The sequence below is a fragment of the Rufibacter sp. DG15C genome (assembly GCF_001577755.1).
Classification (GTDB): domain Bacteria; phylum Bacteroidota; class Bacteroidia; order Cytophagales; family Hymenobacteraceae; genus Nibribacter.
Genome location: NZ_CP010776.1, coordinates 1,605,020 through 1,621,603, shown reverse-complemented (window position 1 = coordinate 1,621,603; position 16,584 = coordinate 1,605,020). Strand labels below are relative to the sequence as shown.

Sequence of the window (16,584 nt, the reverse complement as noted above, 5' to 3'; positions counted from 1 at the left end):
AGTTAACTAACCCTGTTATGATACAAAGAATTCAAAGCGTGTTTCTGTTCCTAATTGTGATTGCCATGGTAGGCATGTTCTTCGTGCCTATCTGGGCCAAGACGAACCCGGCTAATGGTGTGGAATATGTGTTAGACGCCTACCACTTGGGCCCTGAAACCGCCACCGAAGGAGCCGCTTCTAAGAGCGCCATTTTCATTGCTATTCTGGCCGCTGCTGCTGCATTGATTGCCTTGTATGAGGTTTTCCAGTACAAGAGCCGCCTTACCCAAATCAAACTGGGCCTTTTGAACTCGGTGGTCTTGGCCGCTTTGGTGGGCGTGGTATTCTACTTCTCCTTCTATGTAGGCGAAGACCTAGTAGCCACCAAAGAATCTGGAGAGCGCCTCTCTGGTTTTTACATCCCTTTCGTGGCCATGGTCATGAACGCCCTGGCCAACCGCTTCATCAAACGCGATGAGGACTTGGTACGGTCAATGGATAGATTGCGCTAATTCTGTTGGATGCTAGATACTAGACGCTAGATATTAGACATTACTTCCATAAAGACTTAAGACGTCAGATACTCCCTATGTGTCTGACGTTTTTCGTTTTTGGCCTAGTTTGATGAAAACAGGCTAAAAACGAAGCATCAATTTTCTACGCCGTTTGCCTGCTATTTTGCAGTCTTCTTCGTTTGTTTCTCCCTTGTCACCTCTCCTCCTTTATAATTTTTCATCCAACATCAACACTTTTATCGACCACTCCCCCTTTTTTGTCATCCTGAAAGGATCTTGTGGGCAAGCTGTAAAGCGTTTACTAAAAGGGGATATCTAGGTTGATTATAAAAGAAAAGACTCGTTTCATTGCCTATGCCTGTCTAGTTCGCCCACAAGGACCTTTCAGGATGATAAAAGTGGGTAATTATTGAAGCTCCAACTAAACAGAAAAGCCTCTGCACAATGCAGAGGCTTTTCTGTTTTAAACTGTTTAAGTAAGTTGCTAGGATTTAAGTCTTGAACTTTGTGTCTGACGTCTTGTGTCTGACGTCTTGTGTCTGACCAACTACTGCTTATAGATAAAATCCTGCATCTCGCGCTTGTTACTGCTAAATTCTAGGGCATCCAATACTCTAGGGAAGTTGCGGGTGTCGCACACGAAGGTGTAGGCGTATTTCGCTAGTTTTACTTTGCGGTCTTCAAAAGTAAGGGCGTCCATGAGAGCGATGAGGTCTTCGGTCATGATGCCGCCCGCTAGTTTAATTTCGCCCTTGGCAATCTCCAGTTTGCGGTCATCCATGCCTTCTTCTTTCATGAACCGAAGGGCGCGTTCCAGTTCCCGCTCTTGCATCGCGTTCCGGCATACTACATCGTCTGGGTCATAGCTGTTGTCGGGTCTGGGAGTCGGTCTTGGGTCCGGACGGCGGCGCATGGGCTCTTCTCCTACTTTACGCAAGAACAAAGCGTTCCCGCGCGGGCCGCGCACCAGTTCATAGATGCTTTCATAGCCTTCCCGCAAGAACACCTCGGCCCGTATGTTCTGAACCCGGCCTCTTCTGAGTATCCTGATGTCCAGCCAATACCTTCCGGCAGGCAAATCACCTACGTCTACTCTATTGGTGGCTACAGGATTGATGATTCTGCCGCCAACGGTCAGGTAGAACAGTTCGCCGCGCACGCTGGCGATAGAGAGAGCCGCTTCTTGTCTGGGTCTGGCCTCTACCTGCGGCAGGGCTAGCAACAAGCATAAAATCACGAAGGCGTACAAAGGTTTCATGGCTGTAAATCTTTAGGTAAAACTCATGTGAAGCCTTATCCAAGTATTGTGCCAATTCTATATTTAAAAGTAATCCCTTCCTCGCTTTTGGCTTACTTTCTGTAAAAAAGGCCAAAAACGAGGAAGGGATTGGAGGATAATGGTGATTCTAATTTATGAACTTCCCCATTATTTCTTGGTCGTAATCATATCCTACGTCGTTAGGGAAATTTCCTTCTGTGTCTGGATAGATTACTTGTAAATATTTATACTTTTCATCCCCATATATTTTGACGCTTGACAAAACGTATTCTTTCAAGGCCGAAACTGGTACATTAATTAGGTATACAGGAAATCTAACTGTTAAAAAGCTAAGTTTTTCATTGAGCGGAATCCCTTTACCGTCTTTGAAAGCTTCTACATAGTTCTCAATTATTTCAGAACACAATCCCTGTGGTAGAGATGAGATAAAGACTTCTGGAATGTTATAAGTGCTGTAGATTCCTGTTGAATAACAAAAAGAGGGAGAGTCACTTGCAGAAACATATGTCAGATGATATCCATATTCCTTAATGTTCTCATTAAGCTTTTCAAAATACCTTTCAATTTGTTCTTCAGTCATCTGCCTTCAAAACTAATTACCCTTCGTAATAAAACTTGCCGTACGGACTCTTAATCGTCAACTCATTCTTCTCACTCGCTTCTACGCGGCCAATGATTTGGGCGTCAATGTTGAAGGACTTTCCTATGTTCACCAGGTCTTCGGCGATTTCCTGAGGCACGTACAGTTCCAGGCGGTGGCCCATGTTGAAGACCTTGTACATCTCCTGCCAGCTGGTGTTGCTCTGCTCTTGGATGAGTCTGAACAGCGGAGGCACCGGTAACAGGTTGTCTTTGATGATGTGGACCTTCTCTGTGAAGTGCAACACCTTGGTCTGCGCGCCGCCACTGCAATGTACCATGCCGTGCAGTTGGCTTCTATAATCTTTCAAGATAGCCTGCACCAAAGGCGCGTAGGTTCTGGTAGGCGACAACACCAGTTTCCCCACAGTCAGGCCGGTTTCTACATTCACATCGGTAAGTTTGCAAGAGCCTGAGTATACCAAATCAGAAGGCACGGCGGGGTCAAAGCTTTCCGGGTAGGCCTGGGCCAGGTAATTCGCGAAGACGTCATGGCGGGCGCTGGTAAGGCCGTTGCTGCCCATGCCGCCGTTGTACTCGCTCTCATACGTAGCCTGGCCGTAAGACGCGAAGCCTACTATCACATCGCCGGGCTGAATGGTGTGGTTAGAGATGACCTCAGAGCGTTTCATGCGGGCAGTCACGGTGCTGTCCACAATGATGGTGCGTACCAGGTCGCCCACGTCTGCGGTCTCGCCGCCGGTGCTGTAGATTCCAATGCCGTTGTCTCTCAGCATCTGCAAGACTTCCTCGGTGCCGTTGATGATGGCGGCAATCACCTCGCCAGGCACCAGGTTCTTGTTCCGTCCGATGGTAGAGGACAGTAAGATGTTCTCGGTGGCGCCCACGCACAGTAGGTCATCGGTGTTCATGACGATGGCGTCCTGGGCAATGCCTTTCCAAACGGAAAGGTCTCCAGTTTCTTTCCAATACAGGTACGCCAGGGCAGATTTGGTGCCGGCGCCGTCGGCGTGCATGATGTTGCAGTACTCAGGGTCGCCTACCAGCAGGTCTGGGATGATTTTGCAGAAAGCCTTCGGAAAGAGGCCTTTGTCAATGTTCTGGATGGCGTTGTGCACATCTTCTTTAGAGGCAGACACGCCGCGTTGCAGGTACCGGTTTTCCATGGTGGGCTTCTGGGCTGGTGGAAAAGATGAAAGCCGTTTTTGGGCTATTTTGACAGAAACAGGCCAAAAACGAGGCCGTGCCTTTGCTGGGGCAAAAATAAGAAAGCCTTCTGGGTTTGACCGCTTTTATTCTGATTCCCATGAAAATAATCCCGGCGTGAGCTTCACTTCTCTTTAAGCCTTACAGCGTCTTGCTGAAAGAAAGCTTAGGATAAGCCGTGCAGCCAATGCTTTCTTTGAAGTCGCACAGCCCGTAGTTGGGTACGCTATCCTCGGTGGAATAGCCTACGTCAATCACTTGCACTCCTTTGGCTAAGTAGTAGTTCACCAATTGGAAAGACAGGTAGTTCATGGTTCTGTTGGCCGCAAACCCTGGCAAATCTCCCCAATAGATAATCTGCGCTATTCCTTTGGATACCTGAAATACTATCGCTGCCGCGACTGGTTCTCCCGCCAATCGCACTAAAAAGAAATCCGAAGGAATGAGTGACCCAGTCAGGAGTAATTGCTCAAAACCCATGCGCAGAGGCTTGGTTCTGGTGAACCGATTCTGCTTGATAACCTCATACGCCAGCCGCTTTTCTGCCTCGGTCTCGCAGATAGAAAACGAGAAGTCTTTGGTCTCGGCATTGGCTAAGTTCTTCTGGGCGTTTCTTCTAAACGTCTGTTGGTAACTTTCTATAGTTTGCCCTGCCAAATGGATGGAATGGTTCAGCTCCATTTGCATGACTGTAAAGCCGTGGCTGTGCAAAGCGTTATAGGTCTTGCCTAGAAAGCTGGGATTGTAGAACAGCGGCGGAAGCGTGAACTCCATCTTAGAGACACCTTGCGTTAAGCAATCCTTCTGCAATGTGTCAAGTGCTTGGTCCAGATGTTGAATGCGTACATCGTCCTTCACAAAAGAAAAGCCACCGAAGGGCGCTGAGAAAGGAGATTTAAAGGCACCATCCTGCACAACGCCAAGTAAGCCCAACTTATACTTCTTGGTTTTGAACGCGAGGCAGTGTAACTCCAGCCCCAGTCTATCGGCATTGAACTGGTTGAAGTCCACGGAATTGTAGACATGGTAGGGCGCCGGAAAAATCTCTGCGTATGTTTCTGCGCTTAGCCGTTGTAGCTCCATGGGCACTCTAAAAAACGTTTTCGGCCTGCTTTCTGGAAAACAGGCCGAAAACGACATCGTATCAAATCAATTGAAAAATGGGTAAAGGCCTACTCGTCAATGCGGGTTACTTTAAACTCCGTGCGGCGGTTGGCTTGGTGCTGGGCCTCAGTTTTAGCATTCTTCACCACCGGTCTTGACTCGCCGTAGCCTTTGGCCGTGATTCGGTTCTTGTCAATGCCTTTGGAGATGATGTAATCCACGGCACTTTGGGCCCTGCGCTGTGACAAATCTTGGTTGTACAAGTCGTTACCACGGCTGTCTGTATGTGAGCTCAGCTCAATGGTGATTTTAGGATTGTCTACCAAGGTTTGCACCAGTTTGTCTAGCTCAATGGCCGCATCTGGTCTAATGTTGGCTTTGTCAAAGTCATAGAAGATGTTCTCCACCACAATGGCTTTGTTCTTCACAATCTTGGTGAGCGTGAGCGTGGTGGTGAGTCTAATTTCGGTGAGCGGCTGGGTCAGTTGGTCTTGCGGCGGCGTTTTGCCTTGCGTAATCACCGACTGGCGGGCGGCAAAATAACCTTCGCGCTCTGCCAAGACAGAATACACGCTGGCCGTATCTAGTTTAAAGCTGAAAGCCCCACCGGCAGTAGAAACTGTCTCAGCTACCTTTTGCCCCTGGGCGTTTTGAAGCGTGACGCGAATGTTGCCCATGGCCGTGGTAGCGTTGGTCTTGTCATTGCGCTCTACCACGCGGCCGTCCACGAAGAAGTTGACCAGCTTGGGCTGGCGCTTCTCAAACCCATAAATATCATCTCCGCCTAGACCACCGGCGCGGTTAGAAGAGAAAAAGCCTCTGTCCTTGTCAATGTAGAAGATGGCAAAATCATCACCCACAGTATTCAATGGCGCGCCAAGGTTGATGATAGAATCGCCTTTGATTCTGAACAGGTCCAGCCCGCCCAAACCCGGGTGCCCGTCTGAGGCGATATACAAAGTCCCATCTGGCGCTACGTGCGGGAATGATTCATTGCCCGGCGTGTTGATAGGAGCTCCTAAGTTGACAGGACGTGAGAAACGACCGCCTTCGTCTAAGGTAGTGCTCCAGATATCATTGCCTCCCTGTCCGCCGCGGCGGTCTGAGGAGAAATATAAAGTCTTGCCGTCTGGCGAGAATGCCGGTGTGGCATCCCAAGCGGCATCATCGTTGAAACTTAAGATAGTAGGCTCAGACCATTTACCGGTTTTGAACTGGGACACAAACAAATCCACGTCCTGACGGCCATTCTTCTTGCCGCTGTTGCTTCTAGCAAAGACCATGGTGCGGCCTTCATTGGTGAAGGTGGGCGTGGCTTCATGAATGCCTACAGAGTTCACCGGCTCTCCAAAAGAAACAGCGCTGCCCGTGGTATCATTCTGGGTTACAACATATAAATCCTGGAAGCCTTCGCCGTTGCCCTTATAGACTTGGGTCTCACGGGTTGAGGCAAACATCAACTGCCCCTGGTGCACCACCGGACCGAAGTCTGAGGCCGGCGAGTTAGCGGCTTTCAGAGGTTCAATTACTTGATAGGTGGGCGTGTTCAGGATAGCTGGTACCTGCTTGAGGTTTTCTACCTCGCGGCTGGCAATGGCGATAAAGGTCTTGTTAGCGGCCACCGCCAGGTATTGCTGTAGTTGCGCGGCGGCCTCCTCGTATCTACCCACGGCTTTCAGGGCCATGCCGTAGCGGAACAGGGTTTCCTCGCTCTTCTGCCCGGCATCAATGGCGGCTTTGTAAAACGGCTCGGCCTGGGCCAAGCGGTTAGACAAGCGGTAGGCCTCGGCTAGTTTGAAGTTGGCCGTTCTGGCGTTGCGACTGTTCTTTAAAGCGACTTGGTAGTGCTCAATGGCCAATTGGTATTCTCCCTGCTTAAAGTCTTTGTCGCCCTTAGACAGAGACGAGCGGAACGGGCCGCAACTGTTGAGGGCAAAGAACAGGGCCAGTGCCCCAAGCGTTTTGTAGTGTCGCATCATATGGTAAAGATGTTAGGACACAGGCTGAAAATAACGCGCCAGCCAGGTATCTTTTGCGGGAACGGGCCATTGCTGTTGCAAGCCGCCCACGGTAGAAACTAAGGTATCAAAATACAATGAGTCCGGCGACAGGGTGCCATTCTCCACTTCGGCCTTTATCTGCGCCATGGGTACCAATTGTACGGCTCCGCCTTGCTGGAACGCCAACTGCGTCCTGTCAAATAATTGAACGCGAAACTCCTGTTCTAATTGCCGAAGAAAATTCACAGACTTGTCAATAGAACAACCACTAGCCGAGGCCACTTGTTCATTGGTGGCCAACACCACAAACTGCTTCTCCTTTATCTGGAAAGACGCTTGCAAGTCGTTACTGTGACTGCTCCATTCGGTTACAAATTCCTCCAGCTTTTGCTCCATGGCCTTTGCTTCCTGGTCAGAAAGGGGCCGGTCCAGCTGGTAAATCCAGAGGCGGCTATGCGGAGGTAACTGATGAAACGGAACGTACATTTTTTTAAGGTGCTAATTATTTAATGTGCTGATGTGCTAATAAAAGACACTGGGCACAAGATGTAAGACGAAAGACTTTCGTTTTTGGCTTACTTTCTGGAAAACAGGCTTAAAACGAAGCTTACTTTCTACCGCAAGCTTACAGCTTGTGGTTGTTATGGTGGAAGTTTTCAACTTCCTTTTCTCTCTTTGGACGTTGTACGCAAGTTGAAAACTTGCGCCAATGGTTGCTCCAAGTTAGAAACTTGAAGCAGGCCTTTGAGTTTTCGTTTTTGGCCTATTTTCTGAGAAACAGGTTAAAAACGGCTTTGGTTTATTTTAGTCTTGCTACCTGATACGTGCTACTTGCTACTACAAACTAGGCGTTCAAACCTTCGGCTTGGGCTATCAATTCTGCAATATCAAATACTTGTACGTTATCTTCTTGGTTTTGGCTTTTTACGCCATCAGACATCATAGTCATACAGAACGGGCAGGCAGAGGCGATGATGGTGGCACCGGTCCCCAAGGCTTCTTCGGCGCGTTCTACGTTGATGTCTTTCTTGCCTGGCTCTGGCTCTTTCCACATCTGGGCACCACCGGCACCACAGCATAACCCGTTGGCGCGGCTACGCTTCATTTCTACCAAGTCAGCATCTAGAGCGGCCAGCACTTCGCGCGGGGCTTCATAGATGTCGTTGGCACGGCCCAGGTAGCAAGAGTCATGGAACGTGATGCGCTTGCCTTTGAACTCTCCACCTCCCTGAATCTTTACTTTGCCCTCATTGATAAGGTTTTGCAAGAAGGTGGAGTGGTGGATGACTTCGTAGTTTCCGCCCAGGGCTGGGTACTCATTCTTGATGGTGTTGAAGCAATGCGGACAGGCTGTCACAATAGTTTTAATGCCGTACCCGTCTAGCGTGGCAATGTTGGTCATGGCCTGCATCTGGAACAGAAACTCGTTGCCGGCGCGCTTGGCCGGATCACCGGTGCAAGACTCTTCCATGCCCAGTACGGCGTATTTGGTACCCACGTGCTCTAAGATGCGCACAAAGGCACGGGTCACGTTCTTGTAACGGTCATCAAAAGCGCCGGCACAGCCTACCCAAAACAATACTTCTGGAGATTCGCCGCGGGCGGCCAGGTCTGCCATTACCGGTACTTCTATCTGTCTTTTCTCTGACATTTTATTAATGTGCTAATTTCTTAATGTGCTGATGTGCTATTGTTCAGATAGAATTTCAGCAGAGGTTATTTTATGCTTCCTGACAGCAGGAAGGTATTAATACTTAGAAGTGACAAACAGGTTGTCTGCCCAGTTGAAGCGGTCGCTTGGCGAGAAGGCCCACGGCGCGCCGTTGTTCTCAATGTTGTTGAACATGGTGTTCAAAGAAGCCGGCGCCGCCGACTCTTCCAGCACCAGGTAACGGCGCATGTCCATGATAGAAGACAGCTGGTCAATGTTCACTGGGCATGACTCTACGCAGGCATTACAAGTGGTACAGGCCCACAGTTCTTCTGGGGTCACGTAACCACGTAGTAAAGTTTTTTCCTCAGTCACCTTCACGCGCTCAGACTCGATTTTATAGTTGGCCGGGTCGAAGATGAGCGGTGATTCGCCTTTCTCCTCCATGCGGTCACGGGTATCCATCACAATCTTACGCGGCGACAACAACTTACCGGTCAGGTTGGCGGGACATACGCTGGTGCAACGACCGCACTCGGTACAAGAGTAAGAATCCAAGAGTTGTTTCCAGCTCAGGTCTTCTACGTCCTTCACCCCGAACTTCTGCGGCTCAGCACCTTCTGGCATAGCTGGCACTTGGTAGCTTGGGTCCAGCATGGCTTTAATCTCATGCGTGATGCTTTCCACGTTGCTGAACTGACCCTTCGGTTCTACTTTGCTATAGTACACGTTAGGGAACGCAGTCACAATGTGCAAGTGCTTGGAGCTGGGCAGGTAGTTCATGAAGGCCAGGATGCCTATGATGTGGAACCACCAGCCGGTGCGCTCAATCACGTGCAGGGATTCTGGGTTGCTCCCGAACAAGTCCACCAAAGAACCAGTGATGGGGAATGCGCCCGCCAGTTCGGCGCCGCGCAGTTGGTGTAGTTTCTGGTCTGCAATATTGAAGACGAATAGGGCCACCATCAAGACAATCTCAATCATCAGAATGATGTTGGCGTCCATCTTTGGCCAAGCGCGCATCTCTGGGCTAGTGGTCAGACGGGGCACTTTGGTGATGTTGCGGCGCGCCAGGAAAATAACGCAGGCAATAATCACCAAAAACGCCAAAATCTCATTGAAGCCAATCAGGGCGTCATACACGGGACCCATAAAGCCCAACACACGGTGCGTCCCGAAGATGCCATCAATGAAAATCTCCAGCACTTCTATGTTAATCACCAGGAAACCCACATAGACAAACAGGTGCAAAACGGCCGGCAAAGGGCGCTTAAACATTTTTTGTTGCCCGAAGGCAATCAATAAAAGCTTGTTGACGCGCTCTGGCGTGTGGCCCGAAATGACTTTGTCGCGGCCCAGGTTAATGTTGCGCATGATTTTGCGGATCTGCCAGACAAACAGACCGATACCCAGCACGGCCACTATGATAAAGGCGATAGAATTAATCACAGGAAGGAAGTTTAGCGTTGAAATCTGCTTCTACTACGAACGAATTTAGCAAAGTATTCTTAAACCGCGGTAAAAGATTTTTTTGCCAGAAGTTTTGCAAATGTGGTCTGCCTGCTTACCTTTGCATACTTTTTAACGGGAACGGCAGTAACAGACTGCTGGACTAGTTAGAAACAGTGCTGGTGATGTAGCTCAGTCGGTAGAGCAAAGGACTGAAAATCCTTGTGTCGTTGGTTCGATTCCAATCATCACCACCGGTACAAAAGAGAATCCCGCTTCAAGCAATTGGAGCGGGATTTTTGTTTTTGGTCTGTTTTGCCGAAAAGAGGCCAAAATCAGATTATCCTTCGTCTTTCTTCCAAGCCATTCCAAAGTATAGGAAATTGCATATATGATAGTAAGTCAATACCTTCAGCCCATATTATATCTTAAAACCTTATCCACTATACCCTTATGAAAAAATTATTAACCGTTGTAGCGCTTCTTTCCTTTATGTCTTGCTCAGATATGAAAAAAGGCGCTGAGGCAGAGACCGCAGAAACCACCACCACCGACACTACTACTGTTACTACAGATACCACTAAGACAGTGGCAGACACTACCAAAGACGTTTCCATCACCTCAGACACCTTGACGCTGGGCGCTGGTAACTAATACTTAGGGTTTTATACTACAGAAACATCCCACGGCATTTATACACCGTGGGATGTTCCATTTTCAGCCTAATTCCCAGATAACAAGCCAAAAACGCCTTCTACAATAACAACGCATCCACCCGGTGGGCGTGCACCATGCCTTCACACGGGGACCAGCTGAAGATGGTGAACCGGCCGTCTTGTGAGGCGACTAGTGCTAAAGCGTCTTGTTGATCATAGACAAACTGAGCGGCAGAGAGGTGACGGGTGCCACCGCTCTGCGAGGGGGACACCACCATGGCCTCGCCGCCTAGCACGGGCTCCGTGAAGGTCATCTGCTCTACTTGGGCGCTGTCCGTGGCGCGTACAATCTTCGCCCCGAAGGCCAATAACTCATACTGATCCGTGATGACCGTGGCGCCGTCTATGGCGGTGAGCCCGGCAATGTTGTCAATGGCCTGCACCAGGGCGGTCTGCCATTTGCTACGGCTGCGTACAGACACGTCTTGGCGCATAAGGTCCGCGAGCTCAGAGAAAGCAGGCGCGATGGCGTATTGAATAGGATGCATGATGGAACCGCGCCAGTCCTCTTTGCCAGAAGGCACCACCAGCAAGGTGCCCCCGCGGCCGTGGGCGCGCATAGACACCGCCATCTGTACCAGCACGTTCACAGAATCGTTCCAGGAAGAGGCCGCTGCAAAGCCCAGTAGCGAGGAAAGCACCGCCGGGCAGTCGGGCATGGACGCGCTGCTTTCATCCACCACCTTGATCTGGTCCCCTTTGAGCACGGCTACGTTGTTGAACTTTCCAAAGCCACCCTGCCGGCGGTGTTTAATCACCAGCAGACCCGGCTCAGAAACGTCCAGCACGAAGCAGAAATTAGTAATCTCATGCATGGTGCCCCAGATATACAGCTCCTGCCCTTGGTACCAGACCCCCAAATGAATACCCGCCCGCTCTACACCGGGGGCCAGTTTGGTCAACATATAAGAAGAAAGCGGCAGACGCTGCTCAAACACCAGCGGACGTTGGGCTTTCTCTGGAGGTAGAAATGCTAGAGATATCTTAGGCGAGTTTCCTTCTTCGCGCCGCAGGCTGGCCCAGAAGGCAGTGTCAATCATGGCGGCAATCACCTTGGCGTGCGGCTCTGGAGCCAAGCCTTTCTCGCCGCGGGCACGAGCCTCCCGCAGGTGTTGCACAAAATGCGTTTCTATGGTTTCTGCCACCGCCAGAGCTGCCTGGTAGGTTATTTCACGGTTCATGGTACAGGATTTTGCTTAAGCGAAGCGCTAGTTAAGAACGGCTTCGCTCAATGAAGTACCAACTTACGGCAATTAGACCAGAATTATATTACAGACAGACGCCCTCCAAAAGATTGTTTCTGAAATCTGCTTGAAAACAGGAAGAGCGAGGGAAAAGGAATCCGTTTTTTAGGCTGGTTTCTGGAAAAGATGCCAAAAACGAAAGATAGCGTAACGCGGCAAGAAGAGCTTAAAGTTGAGGGTTACTCTGAAGGGGCAAGCTGCTTGAGGAAGTTTTCCATGCAAGTGGTTTGCAGGTAGGGATCCAGCTGTTTCTGTGAGGTGAACGTGCGCACCAGGGCAATACTGCCGCAGTGCTCCAGCAGCCAGACCTCGGCGTAGAAAGAGCCCATGCCGTACAGACTGATGTGGCACCACCCCTTCAGGCGCGAGTGCAGGTAGCGGCCTTGGTCCTGCACCTGCTTTATCTGCTCTACCAGCGGCAACTCCACAAACTCCTTTACTTGCATATCCTTCATCTCAGTGGCTGTTTTTAAAATACGCTTCTAGCCTTATGTTTAGTACGTTCACCGGCTAATTTATTACTCTTTTCAAGATATCCTGTTGCAGCGGCAGGCCGTTTCCCGTGAGAACACCATAAGATTCTTGCTCAAATCCGATTTTCTACCACCTCACCTCTAACCCTGTCTTTCAGAAGGCAACTGCGGCCAAAAGCCCACTCGCTTAATCAAGCCATTCTACAAGTCCCAGCGGCAGAGCCTGACGCAACTCTGCGCATAGGCCTTCGTTTTAGAGGACGTTCCTACTAACCAAAGACGCCATGAAAAAATTCGCGATTGCCATCCATGCCGGTGCCGAGAACATGAAAAAGAGCGAGGTAAGCCCCGAAAAAGAAAAGGCCTACCGTGATGGTCTCTCAGAGGCGCTTAATGCGGGTTGGCGCGTGTTAAAGAAAGGCGGCACGGCGGTAGATGCGGTAGAAACCGCGGTCAGGTCTTTAGAAGACAATCCCCTGTTCAACGCCGGTAAAGGCGCGGCGCTTACAGAACTAGGCGAAAACAAAATGGACGCAGCCATCATGGACGGCAAAGACATGAACGCCGGTGCCTGTAGCAATGTGCAGCAGGTTAAAAACCCCATCTCCCTGGCGCGCGCCATCATGGAGAAAACCAAACACGTCTACCTGACCAGCGACGGCGCCATGGACTTTGCCCGCGAGCAGGAACTCACCCTCAAGCCCATCCCCTATTTTCAAGAGGAGGAACGCATCAAGGAATGGGAAAAACAGCACGAAAAAGAAAAGAAAAAGCCTGAGGCCCGTGCCAAACTACGGGTAGACACCGTGGGTGCCGTAGCCTTGGACCAGGATGGCAACCTGGCCGCTGCCACCTCTACCGGCGGGCTCACCAACCAGATGAACGGCCGCGTAGGCGACAGTCCCATCATTGGCGCCGGCACCTATGCCAACAGTGAGGTAGTGGCCGTCTCCTGCACCGGCGAAGGCGAGGAAATCATGCGCTCCGTACTGGCCCATGAAGTGTACGCCCTCATGAAATACAAAGGCCTTTCTGTGCAAGAAGCCGTTGACGAAGCCGTAGACATGTACAAGAAAAAGATTGGTGGCGACAAAGGCATCATTGCCATGGATCCTAACGGCGAAGTGGGGATGGTCTACAACTGCAACCTCATGTTCAGGGGCTTTAGACAAGGCGGCGATGACCCGGTAGTGCGCATCTGGGAAGACTAACCCCTCACTGCAACCTATCGGCTTCCATAGCCGCTTCTGAAAACCCCAGGTCTGCCGCTTTTTTAAAAGACTGGTACGCGCCAGAAACGTTCTTCTGGGCCTTTAACACCTGCGCCTGTAAGTAGTGCGCCCGGGCGTTCAAAGAATCTAACTCTATGGCCTTGGCTACGTCTTTTTTGGCCAGGTTCAGCTTGTCTAGTTTAAAATAAGCAAAGCCCCGGTACAGCCACGCGTCTGCCAACTTCCTATCCTGAGAAGGTTTTTCTAAAAACAGGGACAAGTCCTTGACTGCTAAAGGCAGGTCTTCTTCTAGGTGCAAGCGGGCTACGCCTCGGTCAAAATAAACTGACGTATTCTCTGCGCCCAGCTTTACGCTTCTGTCTAAATCATGCAAGGCCTGCGGGTATTTTTTGAGTTGCAGAAAGGCGTTGGCGCGCTCCTGCCAGAGTTGCGGATTAGGATTACTGCCTCGGTCTAAAAGCACAGAATAATCTGCCACGGCGCCTTGGGCATCCTGTAGTTTCTGCAGGCGCATTCTGGCTCTTTTCAGGCGCACATCGGCCTGGTCGGCGTCATACTCCAGCACCGTGGTGAAGGCAACTTCGGCTTCGGCCCAGTGTTTTTGGGCTTCGGCTTGGATGCCCTGCTGGTAGGCTCTTTGGCCGGCAAAACTGTCCCAGGTGAGCTTAATGGTAGCTAATAATACTACCACCAAGGCAATGATGCCCAACGTGATAAGCCTGTCTTTTTTAGAGAAGTGGCTGTGCTTCTTGGGCCGTTGGCGGTAATGGCGCTCTTGAAAACCGGCGGGCTGGCGGGTGTAGTGGTAGCGCGGGTTGCTGTAGGCCTGCGTCTGGCCGTAGTTTTTCTCGTACTGCCGCTTTAGGTCATAGCTGGTTTTTCGGCGGGGGTCAGAGAGGGTTTGGTAGGCTTCATTGACCAGCTTGAACTGCTCCTCGGCGCGGTCATTGAGCGGGTTGCGGTCTGGGTGGTACTTGAGGGCCAAACGCTTATAGGCAGCCTTTATCTCGGGGCCGCTGGCGTTGGGGGCAATGCCCAGGATATGGTAATAATTTTTGGTCAAGGTCTGTGCTAGGCGCGGTGGCCGCTACAAAAGTACGTGGTTTTTAGCGGCATGGTGGCTAGAGGCTCTTCCGTTTTGGTCTGTTTTCTGAGAATTAGCACAAAAACGGCCAAGAGCACAATTTTTACTTGGGTTAGCCATAGGTCCCAGTTTTACGTATGCGGTTTTGATGGGAAACAATTTTGGAATATTTTCCGGCCATGTTCCCGTATATCCTCACTAAAACCTTTACCAGAAAGAAACAAATGGCGCAAGACGAGAAAAGCAAGACGGACAGCATCATTGGCAACATGATGGGGTACATAGACACCCGCATAGACCTCCTCAAGCTAGACATGCAAACCAAACTGAAGAGCGCTTTTGTGAGCACCATTCACGGCGTGCTGCTGGGGCTGGTGGGCTTGATGGTTTTGCTGTTCCTCAACATCTTCTTGGCCCTGCTTTTGAATGATTTATTAGACAGCCGGTTCTGGGGTTTCGGGATCATTACACTTTTTTACCTTATTTTGCTGATTGTTCTCTTTGTTGGCTTAGATAAGAAAGTGTTTCAAGGCATGGCAGACAAGGCCTTTAGAAATACCATTTACAAAGCAGACGAATCTGAACAAACCAATTAACCTCATTTATACCCATGAGCGAGTTGAACAATCCCCTTTTTGAAGACCAGCGCGAACTGCTGGAACGCCAGAAAGAAGAATATAAGAATGCGTTGCTCAGCGACGTGGCAGACCTAAAAACCCAATCTACCCAGGTGGGTAAAAACGTGCTGATGGCTGGTGGCCTTCTAGTGGGAATGTACCTGCTGGGCAAAGCCTTTAGTGGCGGCAACGGGGACAAGCCTAAGAAAAAAAAAAGTAACAAGTTAAAGAAGGCGGCCGCTTTCAAAGGCGCCGAGGACCGTGCCTGGATTGCCAACATTCCAGACGTGGAGGATGACGAGCCTTTGTACAGCGCCATTGAGCGCACATACCCGGCCGTTTATCATCCCAACACGGGCACCCTCTTCACGGCGGGCAGACACAAAAGAGAAAGCGGGTTCATGTCGGCGGCCAAGTCGTTTCTACAGTCAGATTTGTTTAAGGCGGTAGAGCACCAACTGGCGGCCATGCTGATGGTGTACCTCTCTAAGATCATTGAGGAGCGCTTTCATGTAACCGCCGCCCTTACGTCTCATACCCAAGAGGAGCCAGAAACCACAGACGTGGTCTATCACTTACAGACTGACGAGGACACCCATGCCCATCCATCCACACCGCAGTTCTAACTTACTTTCCATACCAGATGCTACTTCGCCAGCCAGCCGCCACAAGCGGTTGGCTGTGCTGTTAGATCCAGACCACCTCACCGTAGCCCGCTGCCAGGAGATCCTGGCCTTGAGCCACAAACATGGGGTGGATTTCTTTTTCATGGGGGGCAGCCTGATTTCCAACCCAGACCAGACCTCGTTTGTCTCCTTTATCAAGCAGCACAGCTCCATTCCAGTCATCCTGTTCCCCAGCAGCGGCTTGTACATTGACGCCAAGGCAGATGGGCTTTTGCTGTTATCCTTGATTTCGGGGCGTAACCCAGATTTCTTGATTGGCCAGCACGTGGCGGCGGCACCTTTGCTCAAGTCCAGCGGCTTGCCTTTGTACTCTACCGGCTACATGCTCATAGACTCAGGCCGGCAGACTACGGCGTCTTACATGAGCGGTACTACCCCTATTCCGCATGACAAGCCTTCCATTGCCGCCTGCACCGCCTTGGCTGGTGAGATGCTAGGCTTGCAGAACATCTATATGGACGGCGGAAGCGGCGCCATGTACCCCATAAGCCCTGCCATGATTCAAGCGGTGCGCCAAGCAGTAGACGTGCCTGTGATTGTGGGAGGTGGCGTAAACACGGCAGAGAAAGCAGAAGCCGCCTGGAAAGCCGGCGCCGATGTTTTGGTTGTGGGCAACCACATAGAGAAAAGCCCCCAGTTCATTGCCGAGGTAAGCGAGGTAAAACACCGGTTCAACGTGGCCTTGCCGCAAACCCAAGAAGCTTAACCTCTTACAAGTTGCTTACCAGTAAAAGAAGGGGTATCTT

18 protein-coding genes and 1 tRNA gene are annotated in these 16,584 nt (G+C 50.6%); 8 read left to right on the top strand and 11 right to left on the bottom strand.

The genetic code is table 11. The features are described from left to right. Positions 1-17: 17 nt before the first annotated feature. Entirely contained in the window at positions 18-494 is a 477-nt protein-coding gene (locus TH61_RS06870; RefSeq protein WP_066507657.1) for a DUF4293 domain-containing protein, read from the top strand. A 550-nt stretch (positions 495-1,044) separates the two neighbouring features. Here the strand turns inward: TH61_RS06870 and TH61_RS06865 are convergent. The 3 genes from TH61_RS06865 to TH61_RS06855 all read right to left on the bottom strand — a co-directional run bounded on the left by TH61_RS06865 (position 1,045) and on the right by TH61_RS06855 (position 3,542). Then, positions 1,045-1,755: a DUF4476 domain-containing protein gene (locus TH61_RS06865; RefSeq protein ID WP_066507654.1), complete on the bottom strand. Its 711-nt coding sequence runs from the start codon at positions 1,753-1,755 to the stop codon at positions 1,045-1,047. Between the two features lie 148 nt (positions 1,756-1,903). Next, positions 1,904-2,356 (bottom strand): DUF4262 domain-containing protein, encoded by a 453-nt coding sequence (locus TH61_RS06860; RefSeq protein ID WP_066507651.1) that lies wholly within the window; start codon positions 2,354-2,356, stop codon positions 1,904-1,906. 16 nt (positions 2,357-2,372) lie between these two features. Further along, on the bottom strand, positions 2,373-3,542 hold the full coding sequence (locus tag TH61_RS06855; protein WP_066507649.1) for an AIR synthase related protein: 1,170 nt from the start codon (positions 3,540-3,542) through the stop codon (positions 2,373-2,375). Here TH61_RS06855 and TH61_RS06850 point away from each other — a divergent pair. Beyond that, positions 3,541-3,720, top strand: a complete 180-nt coding sequence (locus tag TH61_RS06850) for a hypothetical protein (protein WP_066507648.1) — start codon at positions 3,541-3,543, stop codon at positions 3,718-3,720. The two genes, TH61_RS06855 and TH61_RS06850, sit on opposite strands and share 2 nt — an antisense overlap. 3 nt (positions 3,721-3,723) lie before the next feature. Here the strand turns inward: TH61_RS06850 and TH61_RS06845 are convergent, their stop codons facing one another. The 5 genes from TH61_RS06845 to TH61_RS06825 all read right to left on the bottom strand — a co-directional run bounded on the left by TH61_RS06845 (position 3,724) and on the right by TH61_RS06825 (position 9,786). Then, on the bottom strand, positions 3,724-4,665 hold the full coding sequence (locus tag TH61_RS06845; RefSeq protein WP_066507647.1) for a hypothetical protein: 942 nt from the start codon (positions 4,663-4,665) through the stop codon (positions 3,724-3,726). 89 nt (positions 4,666-4,754) lie between these two features. Then, positions 4,755-6,665, bottom strand: coding sequence for an OmpA family protein (locus TH61_RS06840; RefSeq protein WP_066507646.1), 1,911 nt, complete (start codon positions 6,663-6,665; stop codon positions 4,755-4,757). Between the two features lie 12 nt (positions 6,666-6,677). Continuing rightward, on the bottom strand, positions 6,678-7,172 hold the full coding sequence (locus tag TH61_RS06835; RefSeq protein WP_066507645.1) for a hypothetical protein: 495 nt from the start codon (positions 7,170-7,172) through the stop codon (positions 6,678-6,680). Positions 7,173-7,530: 358 nt separating this feature from the next. After that, positions 7,531-8,304, bottom strand: a complete 774-nt coding sequence (locus TH61_RS06830; RefSeq protein ID WP_066512607.1) for a (Fe-S)-binding protein — start codon at positions 8,302-8,304, stop codon at positions 7,531-7,533. 129 nt (positions 8,305-8,433) lie between these two features. Beyond that, on the bottom strand, positions 8,434-9,786 hold the full coding sequence (locus TH61_RS06825) for a (Fe-S)-binding protein (protein WP_066507642.1): 1,353 nt from the start codon (positions 9,784-9,786) through the stop codon (positions 8,434-8,436). A 181-nt stretch (positions 9,787-9,967) separates the two neighbouring features. Here TH61_RS06825 and TH61_RS06820 point away from each other — a divergent pair. Continuing rightward, a tRNA-Phe gene (locus TH61_RS06820) sits at positions 9,968-10,040 on the top strand. A 199-nt stretch (positions 10,041-10,239) separates the two neighbouring features. Beyond that, entirely contained in the window at positions 10,240-10,440 is a 201-nt protein-coding gene (locus TH61_RS18130; RefSeq protein WP_157600620.1) for a hypothetical protein, read from the top strand. A 100-nt stretch (positions 10,441-10,540) separates the two neighbouring features. Here TH61_RS18130 and TH61_RS06815 read toward each other — a convergent pair whose 3' ends face one another. Both TH61_RS06815 and TH61_RS06810 read right to left on the bottom strand, forming a co-directional pair. Then, positions 10,541-11,683, bottom strand: a complete 1,143-nt coding sequence (locus tag TH61_RS06815; protein WP_066507641.1) for a putative sensor domain DACNV-containing protein — start codon at positions 11,681-11,683, stop codon at positions 10,541-10,543. Between the two features lie 242 nt (positions 11,684-11,925). Then, positions 11,926-12,201: a hypothetical protein gene (locus tag TH61_RS06810; RefSeq protein WP_066507639.1), complete on the bottom strand. Its 276-nt coding sequence runs from the start codon at positions 12,199-12,201 to the stop codon at positions 11,926-11,928. Between the two features lie 302 nt (positions 12,202-12,503). Here TH61_RS06810 and TH61_RS06805 point away from each other — a divergent pair, with 302 nt between their 5' ends. Beyond that, on the top strand, positions 12,504-13,430 hold the full coding sequence (locus TH61_RS06805) for an isoaspartyl peptidase/L-asparaginase family protein (RefSeq protein WP_066507637.1): 927 nt from the start codon (positions 12,504-12,506) through the stop codon (positions 13,428-13,430). A 4-nt stretch (positions 13,431-13,434) separates the two neighbouring features. Here the strand turns inward: TH61_RS06805 and TH61_RS06800 are convergent, their stop codons facing one another. Then, positions 13,435-14,514: a tetratricopeptide repeat protein gene (locus TH61_RS06800; protein ID WP_066507634.1), complete on the bottom strand. Its 1,080-nt coding sequence runs from the start codon at positions 14,512-14,514 to the stop codon at positions 13,435-13,437. 182 nt (positions 14,515-14,696) lie between these two features. Here TH61_RS06800 and TH61_RS06795 point away from each other — a divergent pair, with 182 nt between their 5' ends. Genes TH61_RS06795 through TH61_RS06785 form a run of 3 tightly spaced genes read left to right on the top strand, consistent with a single transcriptional unit; the run spans position 14,697 to position 16,544 of the window. Continuing rightward, positions 14,697-15,131, top strand: a complete 435-nt coding sequence (locus TH61_RS06795; RefSeq protein ID WP_231862314.1) for a phage holin family protein — start codon at positions 14,697-14,699, stop codon at positions 15,129-15,131. 14 nt (positions 15,132-15,145) lie between these two features. Then, positions 15,146-15,778: a hypothetical protein gene (locus TH61_RS06790; protein WP_066507631.1), complete on the top strand. Its 633-nt coding sequence runs from the start codon at positions 15,146-15,148 to the stop codon at positions 15,776-15,778. Beyond that, on the top strand, positions 15,750-16,544 hold the full coding sequence (locus TH61_RS06785; RefSeq protein WP_082780320.1) for a geranylgeranylglyceryl/heptaprenylglyceryl phosphate synthase: 795 nt from the start codon (positions 15,750-15,752) through the stop codon (positions 16,542-16,544). The genes TH61_RS06790 and TH61_RS06785 overlap by 29 nt, the downstream gene beginning before the upstream one ends. The last annotated feature ends 40 nt before the right edge of the window (positions 16,545-16,584 follow it).

Excerpts from the sequence above, each read along its gene's own strand:
- TH61_RS06840 (WP_066507646.1), bottom strand. The coding sequence starts at position 6,665 with ATGATGCGACACTACAAAACGCTTGGGGCACTGGCCCTGTTCTTTGCC.
- TH61_RS18130 (WP_157600620.1), top strand. The coding sequence starts at position 10,240 with ATGAAAAAATTATTAACCGTTGTAGCGCTTCTTTCCTTTATGTCTTGC.
- TH61_RS06870 (WP_066507657.1), top strand. The coding sequence starts at position 18 with ATGATACAAAGAATTCAAAGCGTGTTTCTGTTCCTAATTGTGATTGCC.
- TH61_RS06810 (WP_066507639.1), bottom strand. The coding sequence starts at position 12,201 with ATGAAGGATATGCAAGTAAAGGAGTTTGTGGAGTTGCCGCTGGTAGAG.
- TH61_RS06785 (WP_082780320.1), top strand. The coding sequence starts at position 15,750 with ATGCCCATCCATCCACACCGCAGTTCTAACTTACTTTCCATACCAGAT.
- TH61_RS06835 (WP_066507645.1), bottom strand. The coding sequence starts at position 7,172 with ATGTACGTTCCGTTTCATCAGTTACCTCCGCATAGCCGCCTCTGGATT.
- TH61_RS06865 (WP_066507654.1), bottom strand. The coding sequence starts at position 1,755 with ATGAAACCTTTGTACGCCTTCGTGATTTTATGCTTGTTGCTAGCCCTG.
- TH61_RS06850 (WP_066507648.1), top strand. The coding sequence starts at position 3,541 with ATGGTGGGCTTCTGGGCTGGTGGAAAAGATGAAAGCCGTTTTTGGGCT.
- TH61_RS06805 (WP_066507637.1), top strand. The coding sequence starts at position 12,504 with ATGAAAAAATTCGCGATTGCCATCCATGCCGGTGCCGAGAACATGAAA.
- TH61_RS06830 (WP_066512607.1), bottom strand. The coding sequence starts at position 8,304 with ATGGCAGACCTGGCCGCCCGCGGCGAATCTCCAGAAGTATTGTTTTGG.
- TH61_RS06815 (WP_066507641.1), bottom strand. The coding sequence starts at position 11,683 with ATGAACCGTGAAATAACCTACCAGGCAGCTCTGGCGGTGGCAGAAACC.
- TH61_RS06860 (WP_066507651.1), bottom strand. The coding sequence starts at position 2,356 with ATGACTGAAGAACAAATTGAAAGGTATTTTGAAAAGCTTAATGAGAAC.
- TH61_RS06855 (WP_066507649.1), bottom strand. The coding sequence starts at position 3,542 with ATGGAAAACCGGTACCTGCAACGCGGCGTGTCTGCCTCTAAAGAAGAT.
- TH61_RS06790 (WP_066507631.1), top strand. The coding sequence starts at position 15,146 with ATGAGCGAGTTGAACAATCCCCTTTTTGAAGACCAGCGCGAACTGCTG.
- TH61_RS06845 (WP_066507647.1), bottom strand. The coding sequence starts at position 4,665 with ATGGAGCTACAACGGCTAAGCGCAGAAACATACGCAGAGATTTTTCCG.